This is a genomic window from Micromonospora sp. A3M-1-15, from assembly GCF_024213425.1.
GTDB classification, from domain to species: domain Bacteria; phylum Actinomycetota; class Actinomycetes; order Mycobacteriales; family Micromonosporaceae; genus Micromonospora; species Micromonospora chersina.
The window spans coordinates 1139276-1153414 of sequence record NZ_JANAVK010000001.1; the positions used below are offsets into that span (position 1 = coordinate 1139276).

The following is a 14139-nucleotide window of genomic DNA, read 5'->3' on the forward strand; positions in this document are numbered from 1 at the left end:
CCTCGTCATCACCGAGGGTATCCGGGTCAGCGGGGGGTGCGGAGGGCGGCCGCGCGGCGGGCCCGCTCCACGGCGCCCGGCAGCGCCGCGATGAGGGCGTCGACCTCCGCCTTGGTGCTCGTGTGACCGAGGGTGAAGCGCAGCGACGAGCGGGCCCGGTCGTCGTCGGCGCCCATGGCCAGCAGCACGTGTGAGGGCTGGGCCACCCCGGCGGAGCAGGCCGAGCCGGTCGAGCAGGCGATGCCCTGGGCGTCGAGGAGCAGCAGCAGCGCGTCCCCCTCGCAGCCGGGGAAGGAGAAGTGCGCGTTGCCGGGGAGCCGGTCGGTCGGGTCGCCGTTGAAGATCACCTCGGGGACGGCCTGCCGGACCCGCTCGACCAGGTCGTCGCGGAGCGCGGCGACCCGGGCCGCGTACTCCTGCTGGCCCTTCACCGCGGCCTCCACGGCGACCGCGAAGGCGACGATGCCGGCGGTGTCGAGGGTGCCGGAGCGGACGTCGCGCTCCTGGCCGCCGCCGTGCAGCAGCGGGGTGGCGGCGACGTCGCGGGCCAGCAGCAGCGCGCCGACCCCGGTCGGGCCGCCGAGCTTGTGGCCGGTGACGGTGAGCGCGGCCACGCCGCTGGCGGCGAAGTCGACCGGCACCTGGCCGACCGCCTGGATCGCGTCGGTGTGGAAGGGCACCCCGTGCTCGGCGGCGACCGCGGCCAGCTCGGCCACCGGCTGCACGGTGCCCACCTCGTTGTTGGCCCACATGGCGGTGACCAGGGCCACCTGGTCGCCGTGCGCGGCCAGTTCGGCGCGGAGCCGCTCCGGGTCGAGCCGGCCGGCGGCATCGACCGGCAACCAGCCGACCTCGGCGCCCTCGTGCCCGGCCAGCCAGTCCACCGCGTCCAGCACGGCGTGGTGCTCGACGGCGCTGGAGATCACCCGGATCCGCTCGGCCCGGGCGGCGCGGCGGGCCCAGAAGATGCCCTTCACGGCGAGGTTGTCGCTCTCCGTGCCGCCCCCGGTGAAGATCACCTCGGACGGGCGGGCGCCGAGCACGGCGGCCACCCGCTCGCGGGACTCCTCCACCCGGCGCCGGGCGCGCCGGCCCGCCGCGTGCAGCGACGACGCGTTGCCCACCTCGCGGGCCGTGGCGACGTACGCCTCGAGTGCCTCGCCGAGCATCGGGGTCGTCGCCGCGTGATCCAGGTATGCCATCACCGTTCAGCCTAACGGCCGACGGGCGTGCCGCCGGATGCCGGACCACCCGTCCCGCACGGGGGTGGGGGCGGACGGTCCGGACACCTCAGGTGGGAACCGCGGTGACGACGATGTTGTCCCGGTAGTGCCGGGTCTTCGCGTCGAACGGGCCGCCGCAGGTGATCAGGGTGAGGCGGGGGCTGCCGTCCCGGGCGAAGTACCGGTCGAGCGGGATCCGCGTCTTCGCGTACTCCTCCCGGGCCACCACCCGGTAGGGGCGCTCCCGGCCGTCGGAGCCGGTGACCGTGAGGGTGTCCCCCCGGTCCAGCTCGCGCAGCCGGAAGAACGCCCCCCTGCCCTGGTCGGCGCTGTCGACGTGGCCGGCGATCACCACCGAGCCGGTCCCGGCCTCCAGGCCGGGGCCGTAGCGGTACCAGCCGACCCGGTCGACGCTGGGCGGCACCTCGAACTCGTCGGTGCGCCGGTTGATGCCGACCGGGTCGACGGTGGCGGTGACCCCGATCGGCGGGATGCGCAGCCCCACCGGCGGGACGGTCGCCCCGGCCGCCGGCAGGGTGCCCGCGTTCACCGGCACCGACGGGTCACCCGCGGCCGTGGCCGGCGCGGCGGGGGTGGCGCTGGCCAGGGCCGCCGCCTCCTCGGCGCCGACGTCCTCGGCGGGCCGCGACCCGCAGGCCACCACGGTCGCGGCGGTGAGCGCGGCGACGCCGGCGGCCATGGCCGCCAGCGCCCCGCGGTGTCGCACCGTCACCGACGACCGGTGCGGGCGGTGGCCACCCGCGCCCCGCCGCCGACCAGGAGCAGCACGCCGGCGCCGGCCAGCACGTACCACCAGGCGTCCACGCCGGTGCCGGCCTGGCCACCGGTGCCGCTGGGCACGCCGCCCGGGGCCGAGTGCAGCCCGCTGATCGTCTGGGCGACCACGGTCAGGTTCTTGGCGTCCGCGGAGCCGATCGCGTAGACGATCGTGGCGGTGCCCTCCTTGAGGTTCAGGTCGGCCGGGCCGATGGCGACGGTGTCGGTGCCGGCGAGCACCACGTCGGCCTTGACGGTGCCGGCGGCCACGTCGGCCTTGGCCTCCTTCGGGTTGGTCAGGTTCTCGAAGACCGGCTTGCCATCGGCGCGTACGTCGACGGCCGGGGCGGCGGCGGTGTGCCGGACGATCAGGCGGGCCTTGCCGGCGTCCACCTTGGACACGTCGTTGACGAACGGGGTGATCCGCGGCTTGCCATCGGCGCTCAGGTGGGCGGCGAGGCTGATGTTCGCCCTGCCCGGCACCGCGGCGTCGTCGACCGTGAGGATCGCCTTGTCGATGGCCTCGCCGGGCTTGGTCAGGGCGATGTCGTACTCCCCCTGGGGCAGGGTGAGCGGGCCGGCCACGTCGCCGGGCTTGAAGTTGTCCAGCGTCTTCTTGCCGTTGACGTACACGTCGACCGGGGTGTCCGGGATGCCGTGGACCACGGAGACCTTGGACGAGGCGGCGTAGGCCGGGCTCATGGTGGCGGCGCCGACGCCGGCGAACGTCAGGGCGGACACCGCGCCGATCGCGGCGACCCGACGGAACATGGCGAACTGCATTGTCTGTCTCCTGGTGGTTGGTGCTGATTCGTCAGGCCTGGCGTGCAGAACGAGTTACGCCGGCTCCGTCGCCCCCGGATGCGCCCGGGATCCGATTTCTTTTTCCGGCCCGCGGTGCATCCGGACCCGCCCCCGCTGACGAACGGGAGGTGACGGGGGGACCGACGGACACACCGGGAGAGTGGGGCGAGGGCTGTGGAAGCTACAGTTCGGCATGCCCCAAGGAAGGCGAGCCGCCCCGTGACGGTGCCATCGCAGGGACCGGAGCCGCCGGGCGAGGACGACCTCGCGACGCGATTCCGCGACGGCGACGAGGCCGCCCTACGCGAGGCGTACGACCGGTACGGCAGAGCGGTGCTGCACCTGGCCACCACGACGCTGGCCAACCGGAGCGACGCCGAGGATGTGACCCAGGCGACCTTCGTGGCCGCCTGGCTCGGCCGGGAGACGTTCGACCCGGCGAAGGGTTCACTGATCGGCTGGCTGCTCGGCATCGGGCGACGCAAGGTGGTCGACCGGATCCGGGTCGCGGCCCGGGAGACCCGGGTGGTCGAGACGGTGAAGCAGCTGCCCGAGCCGGTCTCCACCGGTCCCGACCCCGACACGGTGGTCGACCGCCTCGTGGTCGCCGACGAGCTGGCGCGGCTCCCCGACGAGCAGCGCCGGATGCTGGAGCTGGCGTTCTACGACGACCTGACCCACCAGCAGATCGCGACCGTGACCGGAGTGCCGCTCGGTACGGTCAAGAGCCATATCCGGCGCGGCATGCAGAGCCTGAAACGCAGATGGGAGGTGGACGGTGCAGCACCTGGACCACGACCGGCTGGTCTTTCTGGCGCTCGGTGAGAGCGAGGCGGCGGACCGTGAGGCCACCCATCTCGACACCTGCGAGCACTGCCGCGGCGAGCTGGAGACGCTCCAGCACGTCGCCGGGCTGGGCGCCGGCACCCAGGGCCTGACCGACCTGCCCGACCCGCCGGAGCACGTCTGGCAGGGCATCGTCGCCGAGATCCGGGCCGCCGAGGAGCTGCCCACGCTGGACGACCGGCGCCCGCCGCGCTCCGGTGAGCCGGCCGCACCGGCCGCCGCGCCGCGACCGCGCCGCAGCCGCCGCTGGCCCCGCTGGGCGACCACCGCGGTCACCGCCACGGCCGCCGCCCTGATCGGCGTGGTGGGCACCGCCGTGGTGCTGGGCGGAAGTGACGAGCCGGCGCCGCAGCCGACGGTGCTGGCCAGCGCGCCGCTGGCCGCGTTCGGGGCGACGCCGAAGGACGCCTCGGGTGACGCCCGGGTGCTCGGCGACAACCAGCTCCACCTGCACGTGGCGAATCTCCCGAGCGTTCCGGGGTACTACGAGGTCTGGCTGATCGATCCCAAGACGATGGAGATGTTCTCCTTGGGTACGCTGAGCAAGGCGTCGGGAGACGAGTTGCTGCCGATGCCCCCGAACGTGGACCTCCGGACCTACTCGGTGGTCGACGTCTCCGCCGAACAGTTCGACAACAAGCCCGCCCACTCCGGCGACAGTCTGCTGAGGGGCACCCTGACGGGCTGATCGGCGGGCCGGCTCAGCTCCCCGGCCCGCCGATCAGCTCCCTTCCACCGCACGGAAGGGCCCGCGACACACGCGAGCCGCCGCCCGGATCACCGGACGGCGGCTCGTGTCGTGACGGGGTCACTTGCGCTTGCGGATCTCCTCGGCGGCCTGCGGGACGACCTTGAACAGGTCGCCGACCACGCCGAAGTCGGCCAGCTCGAAGATCGGCGCCTCGCCGTCCTTGTTCACGGCGACGATGGTCTTCGAGGTCTGCATGCCGGCCCGGTGCTGGATCGCGCCGGAGATGCCCAGCGCGACGTAGAGCTGCGGGGAGACGGTCTTGCCGGTCTGGCCCACCTGGAACTGGTGCGGGTAGAAGCCGGAGTCGACCGCCGCGCGGGAGGCGCCGACCGCGCCGCCGAGCAGGTCGGCCAGCTCCTCGACCAGCTTGAAGTTGTCGGCGTTGCCGACGCCGCGGCCGCCGGAGACGACGACCGACGCCTCGGTGAGCTCGGGGCGGGAGCCCTTCTGCTCGGCGACCCGCTCGACGACCTTGGCCAGCTTGTCGGCGTCGGAGACCGACACGGTGAGCTGCTCGACGGCCGGGGTGGCCGCGGCCGGGGTCGGGTTGAGCGAGTTGGGCCGGACGGTGACCAGCGGCAGGCCCTTGGTGACCTTGGACTTGACGATGGTGGAGCCGGCGAAGGCGACCTGGGTGGCGGTGCCGTCGGCGGCGAGGGCCACCACGTCGGTCAGGATGCCGTTGTCCAGCTTGACGGCCAGGCGGGCGGCGATCTCCTTGCCCTCCTGGGAGGAGGCGAGCAGCACGGCGGCCGGCTGCACCCGCCGGACCAGCTCGGCCAGCACGGTCGCCTTCGGGGCCACCAGGTAGCCGTCGATCTCCTCGCCCTCGGCGGCGTAGACCTTCTCCGCGCCGTACTCGCCCAGCTTGGCGCTCAGCGCCTCGGCGGCGCCGGCGCCACCGAGCACGACCGCGCTCGGGGTGCCCAGCTCGCGGGCGAGGGTGAGCATCTCCAGGGTGACCTTCTTGACGCCGAATTCCTTGGTGGCTTCGACGACGACGAGAACCTCAGACATGTCCCAGACCTCTCACACGAACTTCTCGGTGGCGAGGAACTCGACCAGCTTCACGCCGCCCTCGCCCTCGTCGGTGATCTTCTCGCCGCCGGAGCGCGGCGGGCGCTTGGTGTGCTCGAGCACGGCGCTGGTGGCGCCGTCGAAGCCCACCTCGGCGGGGGCGACGCCCAGGTCACCGAGGGAAAGCGTCTGCACCGGCTTCTTCTTGGCGGCCATGATGCCCTTGAAGGAGGGGTAGCGCGGCTCGTTGATGGTGTCCCAGACGGAGACGACGGCCGGGGTCGAGGCGGTGACCACCTCGTAGCCCTCCTCGGTCTGCCGCTCGACGGTCAGGGTGGCGCCGTCGACGGTGAGCTTGCGCGCACCGGTCAGGGCGGCCACGCCCAGCCGCTCGGCGATCATGTGCGGCATGACCTGGACGCGGCCGTCGGTCGACTCCGCGCCGCAGATGACCAGGTCGGCGCCGAGCTGGCCGAGGGCGGCGGCGATCACCTTCGAGGTGGCCACGGCGCAGGACCCGTGCAGCGCGTCGTCCACCACGTGCACGGCCTTGTCCGGCCCCATGGAGAGCGCCTTGCGGATCGACTCGGTCGCCCGGTCCGGACCCATGGTCAGGACGGTGACCTCGCCGCCGTGCGCCTCCTTGATCTTCAGCGCCTCCTCGATGGCGTACTCGTCCATCTCGTTGATGACGTTGTTCGCCGAACCGCGGTCGACGGTGTTGTCGTCAGGACGCAGGTTGCGGTCCGCGCCCGAATCGGGCACCTGCTTGACGAGTACGACGATGTTCATCGCGCTTCGACGACCCTCCTGTTTGGTGTAGCGATCACTCGCCCGGTCACGGGCGCAGCCTCGCGCGTGGCTTAACGTTCGGTCAACCGCGCGGGGCTGTGCAGTTGCCCACGGGGCAATGTTACCCACAAGTAGCATCCGCTCCCCGGAGCCTCAGGGTGACACAGCTCACCGGAGCGCGTCGCGCCGGGTAAGCTCCCGAAACAGGGAGGTGACGGATATGTCGGAAAAGCGCGTTTCGACGGAGGCGCGGGAGGCGGCGGGCGGACCGCGTACCGCCTCCCGCGCCTGTCGCCGGATGCTCGCGGACACCTACCGGTGCGCCTGCGGCCGGGCCCGTGACCGCTGCGTCCGCGCCAGCGTGCGGGCGCTCTGGTCGGCCGAGCCGGTCAGGCCGGCTCGGCCAGCGCCTGCCTGACCTTGTCGATCACCGCCGCCTCCGCGGGTTCGATCCCCCGGTGGGCCTGCGCCACCCGGTCGGCCGCGGCCAGCACCACCGACCGGTACGCCTGGACGTCCCCCGGCGACTTGGCCCGCAGGATCTCCACCGCCCGGCCCAGCGCCGGCAGCACGATCGCCTCGATCTCCAGCGCCGAGTCGCGAGGCAACTGCGGCAGCGGGCCGGTGGTGAGCGCCTCCTTGACCACCCCGCTGGCGTCGCCCAGCGCCCCGGACGCGGCGATGCTCTCCCGCACCATGGCCAGCATCCCGGGCACGGCGTTGGAGACCAGGAACACGGCCCCGAAGGCGCCGGTCTTGAGGGTGAGCTGCTCGTCCGCCGTCAACCGCTCCATGATCACGGAGTGTAGACGTACGGGGTGGTCGTGGTGACCGCAACGAGCCCGAGCCGCTCCAGGATCGGCCGGCTGTCCGGCGAGCAGTCGACCTGCACCAGCGTCTTGCCGCGCTGCTCGGCCAGCCGCGCCCGATACGCCACCAGCGCCCGGTAGACGCCCCTGCGCCGCCACTCGGGCAGGGTCGAGCCGCCCCACAGCGTGGCGAAACCGGTGTTGCGCAGGTAGCGCACCCACCCGGCGCTGACCACGGTGTCGCCCGCCTCGGCCACCACGATCGTGATCGACTGCGGGTCCGCCTCGATCTCCTTGGCCAGCCCGGTCACCAGGTGGCTCCGGTCCTCATTCCAGACCGCCTCCTCCATGGCGGCGATCCGTTCCAGGTCCTCCCGGCTGGTGACCTCGCGCAGGCGTACCCCCTCGGGCGGCACCGGGACGGCGGCGGCCAGGGCCGCGACCGGGCCGACCACCACGGTCTCCAGGTCCTCCGGCACGAAGCCGGCGGCGCGCAGCCGATCACCCAGGTCGGCCGGCTCGTCGTGCCCGTTGAGCTTCCACTCGACCCCCTCGCCCCGGGCGCGGAAGAACTCGACCTGCCGGGCGATCAGGGCGTCCAGCTCGGCGCCGGCCAGCCCGTCCAGCGTCCGGTACGTGATGAAGCCGCGGTGGTCCAGGCCGAGGATCCGGACCAGCGGGCCGTCCCGGTCGACGGTCACCCCGGCCGGCAGCGGGTCCGGGATCTCCGGGCGGATCTGGGTGTCGTAGGCGTCGCGCAGGCTCCGCGCGTCAAGATCGGTCATCCCTTCAGGCTAGGCACCGGGCAAAGCGGATAATCGACTCCGTGTGGGAGACGATCAGGCGGTGGTTCGACCCGCGCGAGCTGCGGTCGGTCGGCAGCACCCCGGACTACCGCTTCTCGCTGGCCAACGAGCGCACGTTCCTCGCCTGGCTGCGCACCGGGCTGGCGCTGGTCGCGGGCGGGCTGGCCGCCGCCCAGTTCCTGCCCCCGCTCCCCGTCGCCCACCTGCGTGAGGGGATCGCCGTCGCGTTGCTGCTGCTCGGCGCCACGGTGGCGGTCCGGGCGGTGGACCACTGGGCCCGCACCGAGCGGGCCATCCGCCTGGGCGAGGAACTGCCCGCCTCCCGCTTCCCGGCCGTCCTGGCCCTGGTCGTGGCGCTGGGCGCGCTGCTGCTCGTGGTCGCCGTGCTGGCCCGGGGCCTCGGGTGAGCCGGGACCCCGGGCTGCAACCGGAACGCACCCGGCTGGCCTGGCGGCGGACGCTGCTCGCGGTGACCGCGATCCTGGTGCTGGAGCTCCGGCTGGCGTTCACCGGCCGCGCGTTCGACGCGCTGCTGGCCGGGCTCGCGGTGGTCATCTGGCTGGGCGTCCTCGTGGTCGACTGGCGCCGGGCCACCGGGGCCGGGCCGCGGGGCGCGCAGCGCTGGTCGATCCCGCTGACCGCGCTGGCGGCGGCCGGGCTGGCGCTGCTCGGCGTGCTCCACGTGTTGCGCGGGCTGCGCTGACCGTCCCCCGTGGGCCATGATGTCCGGCATGGTTCGCCTCTACGGGCTGCTCTTCCTGGCCCAGATCGTGCTCGCCGTCTGCGCGCTGATCAGCTGCCTCTCCGCCGAGGAGGGGGAGATCCGGGCGCTGCCCCGGATCGCCTGGGTGCTGATCATCCTGTTCTTCCCGCTGGTCGGCTCGATCGCCTGGTTCGTCGCCGGCCGTGAGGCGGGCGCCCGGTCGGCCCGCACCGCTTGGCCGATGGGGAACGGCTTCTCCGAGCAGCAGCGCCGGCGGCCGGTCGCGCCCGACGACGACCCCGAGTTCCTCTCCTCGCTCGCCGAGCGCTCCCGCGCGGAGGACCAGGAGCGCCTCCGGCGCTGGGAGGACGACCTGCGCCGGCGCGAGGAGGAGCTGCGCCGCGGGCAGGACGACCGGGACCGGCCGGAGGTCTGAACGCCGCCGGCGGGCGCCGGCCGGGCACAATCGACGCCGTGTGGATCAGCCTGCTCGGCCCCCTGGAGCTGCGCGCCGACACCGGTACGCCGGTGGAGGTGGGCGGCGCCCGGCTGCGTCGGCTGCTGATCCTGCTGGCCCTGGAGGCGGGCCGGACGGTCACCGTCGGCCGGCTCACCGACGCGCTCTGGGCGGGCGAGCCGCCGGCCGGGGCCGCCAACGCGCTCCAGGCCCTGGTCTCGCGGCTGCGCCGGGCCGGGCTGCCCGTCGAGGCGCAGCCCGGCGGCTACCGGCTCACCGTGGCCCCGGACGACGTGGACGTGCACCGGTTCGAGGCCGCCGTCCGGGCCGCCCGGGCCCGGCTCGCGGACGACCCGGCGGAGGGCTGCCGCCGGCTGGCCGAGGCGCTGGACCTGTGGCGCGGTCCGGCCCTGGCCGACGTGGCCGACGCCGACTTCGCCCGGGCGCCGGTGGCCCGGCTCACCGAACTGCGGCTCGCCGCCACCGAGGACCTGGTGCGGGCGCGGCTGGACCGGGCGGCGCCGGAGGCCCTGCTGCCCCAGCTGCGCGAGCTGGTCGCCGCCCATCCGCTGCGGGAGCGGCTGACCGGGCTGCTGATCCGGGTTCTGCATCGGGCCGGCCGCGCGGCGGAGGCCCTGGCCGAGTACGAGCGGCTGCGCGCCACCCTCGCCGACACCCTCGGCACCGACCCCGGCCCCGAGCTGGCCGCCCTGCACCTGGAGATCCTGCGCGGCGAGCCGGCGGCCGTCCCGGTCTACTCCGATAGCCGCGTCCCGGCGGACCCGGCCCAGAGCCCGGCGCCAACCGACGGCCACCCGGCGGCCGTCGCCGATCCGGGTCGCCCCGCCCGGGGGAACCTGCCCGCCACGCTTACCAGTTTCGTCGGGCGCGAGGAGGAGGTGGCCCGGGTCGCCGGGCTGCTCGACCGGTTCCGGCTGGCCACCCTCACCGGCCCGGGCGGGGCCGGCAAGACCCGGCTGGCGGTCGAGTCGGGCCGGGCCATGGCCGGTCGCTTCCCGGACGGGGTGTGGCTGGTGCCGCTCGCCCCGGTGACCGATCCGGCCGAGGTGCCGCAGGCCGCCCTCGCCGCGCTCGGCCTGCGCGAGCAGGCGCTGCTGGCGCGGGCGGGCCGCGGCGCCCCCGAGCCGGCCGACCCGGTCGGGCGGCTGGTCGACGCGCTCGCCGGGCGGGCCGTCCTGCTGCTGCTGGACAACTGCGAACACCTGCTCGACGCGGCGGCGGACCTCACCGAACGGCTGCTCACCGCCTGCCCCGGGCTGCGGGTGCTGGCCACCAGCCGGGAGCCGCTGGGCATCACCGGTGAGGCGCTGCGGCCGGTGGAGTCGCTGGCCCTGCCCCCGGCCGGCGCGGACCCGGCGGCCGCGCTCGCGTACCCGGCGGTGCGGCTCTTCGCCGACCGGGCCGGCGCGGTCCGCCCGGACTTCGCGGTGGACGCGGCCACGGTCGGGCCGGTGGTGCGCATCTGCCGGGCGCTGGACGGCATGCCGCTCGCCATCGAGCTGGCCGCCGCGCGGCTGCGCACGATGACGGCGGCGCAGGTGGACACCCGGCTGGACGACCGGTTCCGGCTGCTCACCGGCGGCAGCCGGACCGCCCTGCCCCGGCACCAGACGCTGCGGGCCGTGGTCGACTGGAGCTGGGACCTGCTCGACGACACCGAGCGCGCGCTCTGGCGGCGGCTGGCCGTCTTCGCGGGCGGCGCAACCCTGGAGGCGGCCGAGCGGGTGTGCGGCGACGGAGCGGTCGGGGACGTGCTCGACGGGCTCTCCGCGCTGGTGGACAAGTCGCTGCTGGTGGCGGGCGGCACGGGTGAGCCGCGCTACCGGATGCTGGAGACCATCCGGGAGTACGGCCTGGACCGGCTGGCCGAGGCCGGCGAGGCGGACCGGGTCCGGCGGGCGCACGCCGCCGAGTACCTGGCCCTGGCCGAGGCGGCCGAGCCGGAACTGCGCGGCGCGGCACAACTGGACTGGCTGCGCCGGCTCTCGGCCGACCACGACAACCTGCACTCCGGGCTGCGCCACGCGATCGCCGTCGCCGACGCCCCCACCGCCGTCCGGTACGCCGCCGCGCTCGGCTGGTACTGGTGGCTCACCGGCCAGCGCGCCGAGGGCGCCGACCTGGCCGGCCAGGTGCTCGCGCTGCCCGGACTGGCCGGCGCGCCGCCCGCCGCCACGGCGATCGCCCTCGCCACCGCCGCGCTGAACCTGACCGCCACCCACCCCGACACCATCGCGGTGAGCCGGGAGTGGCTGGACCGCGCCGCGGAGCTGTCCCGCGGGCACGAGCACGAACACCCGCTGCTGCGCCTCGCCGGGCCGATCACGGCGGCGTTCGCCGGGAACTTCCAGCCGCCGGCCATGGTCGCCGTGACGTCCCTGTTCGACGACCCGGATCCGTGGGTGGCCGGCATCGCCCGGCTGCTCCGGGCCCACGCCCTGCTCAACGGGGGCCTGCCGGACTCCGACGCGGAGGCCGACCTGCGGGCCGGGCTGGCGCACTACCGCCGGGCCGGCGACCGGTGGGGCATGTCGTTCAGCCTCACCTCGCTGGCCGACCTGCTCGACCGGCGCGGCCAGGCCGCCGAGGCCACGCCCCACCACGAGGAGGCCATGACCTACTTCGAGGAGCTGGGCGTCCGCGAGGACGTGCCGGAGATGCGCCTGCGGCTGGCGCACAACCTGTGGCGCCGCGGCGACCGGGACCGGGCGTGGGCGGAACTGGACCGGGCCGTGCGCGAGGCCGAGGTCTCCGGGTCGGACGAGACGCGGGCGGCCCTCGCGTACGGCAAGGCGGAGCTGCTGCGCGCGGAGGGCGACCGGGCGGGGGCGCGCGCCTGCCTCACGGAGGGCGCCCGCCTGGTGGGCGAGCGCTCGATCGCCCCGCAGTGGCGGGCGCTCAACGCCTCCACCCTGGCCGTGCTCGACGCCGCCGACGGCGACCTGGTCTCCGCCCGGACCCGGCACGACCAGGCCCTGAAGCTGGCCGTCGGCTCGCAGGACGCCCCCGTGGTCGCGGCGGTGCTGGTCGGCTACGCCGACCTGGCGCTGCGGCTCGACCGCCCGGCCGCCGCCGCCCGGCTGCTCGGGGCGGCGACCGGGATCCGGGGCGGCCCCGACCACGCGGTGCTGGACCGACCCCGGGTGGAGGCGGCCGCCCGCGACGCGCTCGGCGAGGCGGGCTTCGCCGAGGCGTACGCGGGCGGGCTGGGCTACCGCTGGGAGACCGCCGCCGAGGCGGTGGCCGTCACACTCGACGCCTGAGCGCCCGCACCGCGAGCGGGGCGAAGACGGCGAGCAGCACGCCGGCCCAGATCAACGACTTGGCGACCGGGCCGGCCACCGGGCCGGAGACCAGCAGGCCGCGCAGCGCGTCGGCCAGGATGGTGGCCGGGTTGACCTCCACCCAGTGCTGGAGCCAGGACGGCATCTTGTCGGTCGGCACGAACGCGTTGCTGGTGAAGGTGAGCGGGAAGATCACCATGAAGCCGAAGATCTGCACCTTGTCCGGCTCGCTGACCAGCACCCCGACCAGCACCGAGATCCACGAGGCGGCCAGCGAGAAGACCAGCAGCAGGAGGAACGCGGCCAGCAGCCCGGCGAACCCGTGGTTCACCCGGAAGCCCAGGATCATCCCGACGCCGATCAGCAGCGCCACCGACCACGCCTGCTTGACGGTGTCGGCGAGGATCCGGCCGGCCAGCGGCGCCCAGCGGGCCACGGGCAGCGCCCGGAGCCGGTCGAAGACACCCTTGGTGAGGTCGGTGTTGAGCCCGAAGCCGGTGGTCATGGTCGCGAAGAAGGCGTTCTGCACGATGATCCCCGGCAGCGCGAACTTCAGGTAGTCGCCCGGCGAGCCGGCGATCGCGGTGCCGAAGACGTAGGTGAACAGCAGCACGAACATCACCGGCTGGATGCTCAGGTCGAGCAGTTCCATGGGGTTGTGCTTGATCTGCACGAGGCTGCGCCAGGCCAGGGTGAAGGTGTGCCGCAGGCCGGCGACCAGGCCCGGCCGGCGGGCCGGGGCGAGCGGGGCGGCGAGGGTGGCGGCGGTCATGCCGGGATCCTTTCCAGGTCGGTGTCGGCGGGGACGTCCTGCTCGGCACGGTGACCGGTCAGGGAGAGGAACACCTCGTCCAGGCTGGCGCCGCGCAGCGCCAGCTCGGCCACCGCGACCTCGGCGGCGTCGAGCCGGCGGACCATGGCCGGCAGCACGTCCGGGTCGTTCACCGGCACGGTGACGGTGGTCTGGGCGACCTCCGGGGCGACCCCGGTGACCTCGGTGGCGACGGCCACCACGGTCGACAGGTCGGTGGGGTCGGTCGGGCGGACGGCGAGCACCTGGCCGCCGGTGCGCGCCTTCAGCTCCTCCGGGGTGCCCTGGGCGATCACCCGGCCGTGGTCGACCACCGCGATCTGGCCGGCGAGCTGGTCGGCCTCCTCCAGGTACTGCGTGGTGAGCAGCACGGTCACCCCGTCGGCGACCAGGACGCGGACAACGTCCCACAGCTCGTTGCGGCTGCGGGGGTCGAGCCCGGTGGTCGGCTCGTCGAGGAAGAGCACCTGCGGGCGGCCGACCAGGCTGGCCGCCAGGTCGAGCCGGCGCCGCATGCCGCCGGAGTAGGTCTTGGCGGCCCGCTCGGCCGCGTCGGTGAGGTGGAAGTCGGCCAGCAACGCCCGGGCCCGTGCCCGGGCGTCGGACCGGGACAGCCCGAGCAGCCGGCCGATGAGCAGCAGGTTCTCGGTGCCGGTCAGGTTCTCGTCGACCGAGGCGTACTGACCGGTGAGGCCGATCAGCTGGCGCACCCGGTGGGCGTCACGGCGGACGTCGTAGCCCCCGACCGTGGCGTGGCCCTCGTCGGCGGCGAGCAGGGTGGCCAGCACCCGCACCGCGGTGGTCTTGCCCGCCCCGTTCGGCCCGAGCAGCCCGAACACCGTCCCGGTGGGGACGGCCAGGTCGACCCCGGCCAGCGCGGTGGTGGCGCCGAAGCGGCGCACCAGACCTTCCGCGCGGATCGCGTACGTCATCGGAACTCCCGTCGTTCTCGCTGGTCACCCCACCTTGAGCGACGGCGCTGACGTTACGGCGACAGGCGCTGACAGACCGCTGATTTAACCTCCGGGCAGAACGGCG

General features: G+C 74.7%; 15 protein-coding genes. 6 read left to right on the top strand and 9 right to left on the bottom strand.

Going from position 1 to position 14139, the window contains the following annotated elements; translation table 11 throughout:
• Window positions 1-26: 26 nt before the first annotated feature.
• The 3 genes from NLX85_RS05145 to NLX85_RS05155 all read right to left on the bottom strand — a co-directional run bounded on the left by NLX85_RS05145 (window position 27) and on the right by NLX85_RS05155 (window position 2783).
• Window positions 27-1202, bottom strand: coding sequence for a cysteine desulfurase family protein (locus NLX85_RS05145; protein WP_254331861.1), 1176 nt, complete (start codon window positions 1200-1202; stop codon window positions 27-29).
• An 88-nt stretch (window positions 1203-1290) separates the two neighbouring features.
• Window positions 1291-1956: a class F sortase gene (locus tag NLX85_RS05150; protein WP_254331862.1), complete on the bottom strand. Its 666-nt coding sequence runs from the start codon at window positions 1954-1956 to the stop codon at window positions 1291-1293.
• Entirely contained in the window at window positions 1953-2783 is an 831-nt protein-coding gene (locus tag NLX85_RS05155; RefSeq protein ID WP_254331863.1) for a DUF4397 domain-containing protein, read from the bottom strand. The genes NLX85_RS05150 and NLX85_RS05155 overlap by 4 nt, the downstream gene beginning before the upstream one ends.
• 240 nt (window positions 2784-3023) lie before the next feature.
• Between NLX85_RS05155 and NLX85_RS05160 the strand changes: the two genes are divergently transcribed.
• Window positions 3024-3629: an RNA polymerase sigma factor gene (locus NLX85_RS05160; RefSeq protein WP_254331864.1), complete on the top strand. Its 606-nt coding sequence runs from the start codon at window positions 3024-3026 to the stop codon at window positions 3627-3629.
• Window positions 3583-4338: an anti-sigma factor gene (locus NLX85_RS05165; RefSeq protein ID WP_254331865.1), complete on the top strand. Its 756-nt coding sequence runs from the start codon at window positions 3583-3585 to the stop codon at window positions 4336-4338. Before NLX85_RS05160 ends, NLX85_RS05165 begins: the two co-directional genes overlap by 47 nt.
• A gap of 120 nt (window positions 4339-4458) precedes the next feature.
• Here the strand turns inward: NLX85_RS05165 and NLX85_RS05170 are convergent, their stop codons facing one another.
• From NLX85_RS05170 to NLX85_RS05185, 4 genes are all read right to left on the bottom strand, one after another.
• Window positions 4459-5418 carry an electron transfer flavoprotein subunit alpha/FixB family protein gene (locus NLX85_RS05170; protein WP_148427080.1) on the bottom strand — a complete coding sequence of 320 codons (960 nt, stop codon included), beginning with the start codon at window positions 5416-5418 and terminating at the stop codon, window positions 4459-4461.
• 12 nt (window positions 5419-5430) lie between these two features.
• Window positions 5431-6210: an electron transfer flavoprotein subunit beta/FixA family protein gene (locus tag NLX85_RS05175; protein ID WP_254331866.1), complete on the bottom strand. Its 780-nt coding sequence runs from the start codon at window positions 6208-6210 to the stop codon at window positions 5431-5433.
• A gap of 389 nt (window positions 6211-6599) precedes the next feature.
• Entirely contained in the window at window positions 6600-7004 is a 405-nt protein-coding gene (locus NLX85_RS05180; RefSeq protein ID WP_254331867.1) for a hypothetical protein, read from the bottom strand.
• Between the two features lie 2 nt (window positions 7005-7006).
• The gene (locus NLX85_RS05185; protein ID WP_254331868.1) at window positions 7007-7804 is read right to left on the bottom strand and encodes a GNAT family N-acetyltransferase; all 798 of its coding nucleotides are present in this window, start codon (window positions 7802-7804) and stop codon (window positions 7007-7009) included.
• A gap of 41 nt (window positions 7805-7845) precedes the next feature.
• On the opposite strand from NLX85_RS05185, the gene NLX85_RS05190 reads away from it, so the two are divergent.
• Genes NLX85_RS05190 through NLX85_RS05205 form a run of 4 tightly spaced genes read left to right on the top strand, consistent with a single transcriptional unit; the run spans window position 7846 to window position 12269 of the window.
• A complete protein-coding gene (locus NLX85_RS05190; protein WP_254331869.1) occupies window positions 7846-8232 on the top strand; it encodes a DUF202 domain-containing protein in 387 nt (128 codons plus the stop codon).
• Complete coding sequence (locus NLX85_RS05195) at window positions 8229-8528, top strand: DUF202 domain-containing protein (RefSeq protein WP_254331870.1); 300 nt, start codon at window positions 8229-8231, stop codon at window positions 8526-8528. Before NLX85_RS05190 ends, NLX85_RS05195 begins: the two co-directional genes overlap by 4 nt.
• 28 nt (window positions 8529-8556) lie before the next feature.
• Window positions 8557-8964, top strand: a complete 408-nt coding sequence (locus tag NLX85_RS05200) for a PLD nuclease N-terminal domain-containing protein (protein WP_254331871.1) — start codon at window positions 8557-8559, stop codon at window positions 8962-8964.
• 38 nt (window positions 8965-9002) lie between these two features.
• The gene (locus NLX85_RS05205) at window positions 9003-12269 is read left to right on the top strand and encodes a BTAD domain-containing putative transcriptional regulator (protein WP_254331872.1); all 3267 of its coding nucleotides are present in this window, start codon (window positions 9003-9005) and stop codon (window positions 12267-12269) included.
• On the opposite strand, the gene NLX85_RS05210 is transcribed toward NLX85_RS05205, so the two are convergent.
• Window positions 12253-13062, bottom strand: a complete 810-nt coding sequence (locus NLX85_RS05210; RefSeq protein ID WP_254331873.1) for an ABC transporter permease — start codon at window positions 13060-13062, stop codon at window positions 12253-12255. The two genes, NLX85_RS05205 and NLX85_RS05210, sit on opposite strands and share 17 nt — an antisense overlap.
• Window positions 13059-14033 (bottom strand): ATP-binding cassette domain-containing protein, encoded by a 975-nt coding sequence (locus tag NLX85_RS05215; RefSeq protein WP_254331874.1) that lies wholly within the window; start codon window positions 14031-14033, stop codon window positions 13059-13061. The genes NLX85_RS05210 and NLX85_RS05215 overlap by 4 nt, the downstream gene beginning before the upstream one ends.
• Window positions 14034-14139: the final 106 nt, after the last annotated feature.